Origin of the sequence: Variovorax sp. 22077 (assembly GCF_052044195.1) — a bacterium.
In the GTDB taxonomy this organism is placed as follows: domain Bacteria; phylum Pseudomonadota; class Gammaproteobacteria; order Burkholderiales; family Burkholderiaceae_C; genus Variovorax; species Variovorax atrisoli.
This window is the reverse complement of sequence record NZ_JBQEQC010000072.1, coordinates 1-1,516: the sequence shown is the minus strand read 5'-3', so window position 1 is coordinate 1,516 and position 1,516 is coordinate 1. Positions and strand designations below refer to the sequence as shown.

1 protein-coding gene is annotated in these 1,516 nt (G+C 61.7%); it reads left to right on the top strand.

Annotated elements, in window-relative coordinates:
• Positions 1-122: 122 nt before the first annotated feature.
• The gene (locus tag ACTJLF_RS34525; protein WP_440884888.1) at positions 123-1,253 is read left to right on the top strand and encodes an IS110 family transposase; all 1,131 of its coding nucleotides are present in this window, start codon (positions 123-125) and stop codon (positions 1,251-1,253) included.
• Positions 1,254-1,516: the final 263 nt, after the last annotated feature.

The window sequence follows — 1,516 nt, the reverse complement described above, 5'->3', positions numbered from 1 at the left end:
TTAGACATCATGGTCGCGCTGCTTGCGAAGCGGCCGGTCTCCGCTGACGTAGGTTGCAAGCGAGCTTGCCGAGCTACATGCTGGAGACCGTGGTCACTACCAGCAAGGAAAGGAGACCGGCCATGCAAGAGATTAGCAAGATCCACGTGGGTTTGGACGTTCACAAGGACAGCATTGCCGTTGCAGTGGCTGAGCCCGGGCGAGCGGCAGCCAAGGTGATCGGCACGATCAGGCACGACGTTCCCAAGCTGCTGAAGTTGCTCGTCAAACTAGGCAACACCGAAGCCGTGCATGTGGTCTATGAGGCAGGTCCCACTGGTTGGGGCCTGCAGCGTGCCTTGACGGCCAAGGGTTACAGCTGCGAGGTCATTGCGCCGTCGAAGATGCCTCGAAGTCCCGGAGACCGCATCAAGACCGACCGGCGCGACTGCGCGCAATTGGCCGAGTGCTCGCGTGCGGGACAACTGCGCGCGGTGTGGGTGCCTCGACCTGAGGACGAAGCCATTCGAGACCTGGCACGCGCCCGCGAAGATGCGCTGAACGACCGGCGCCAATTGCGCCAACAGCTCAAGGCCCTGCTGTTGCGCCACGACGTGCGCTTCCCGGGCAAGACCTCCTGGACGCAGGCGCACCATGCATGGCTCGGGAAGCTGAACTTCTCCGAGGTGGCAACGCAGGCAGCATTTATGGACTACTGGATGGCTGTGCAGGCTAGCGATGAACGCCTCAAGCGCCTGAACTCAGCACTGCTCGAGTACGTCAAGAATTGGCGCTTTGCGCCACAGGTATCGGCGCTGCAGGCGCTGCGAGGCATCGACGTGACCTGCGCCATCGCACTGGTGGCCGAGATCGGGGACTTCAGCCGCTTCGATCATCCGCGCAAGCTCATGGGTTACCTGGGTCTGGTGCCCTCGGAACGCTCCAGCGGTGAGCGCACTGCACGAGGCAGTATCACCAAGACTGGCAACGCGCATGCGAGAAGGATGCTGAGCGAGGCGGCGTGGAGCTACCGCTTCAAGCCACGATTGGGTGAGCGTGCACGTCGGCGCCAGGAAGGCTTGAGCCAGCAGCTGTGCGCTATTGGCTGGACGGCGCAGCTACGCCTGACGCAGCGCTTCGCAAAGCTCGACGCCCGTGGAGTGCACAGGAACAAGGTGTGTGTGGCCGTGGCGCGTGAACTCACCGGCTTCGTGTGGGCAGTTGCTCAGGCGGCGGACACCCCATTGCAGGCAACACAAGGAGGCACGACATGAGCGAGATCGATTCGGTGATGCGACCCACGCACCCGGCAGGGCAACCCTCGTAATGGCTGCATAGGCTCCGAAAGGATGATCCACGACTTTTAGAGCGAGGCAGGCCCGCGACGGATCGATGAAGTGCCGGTAGCCAATCCGCGGATATGAGCATGATTCATCGTCGCTTGCGCGCTCGGGTCGCATCACCCGATCGATCTCATATGAGAAAAACTTAAATCCTCTTCGTTGACGGCAGCGACCATATGAGCCATTTGGTGTGC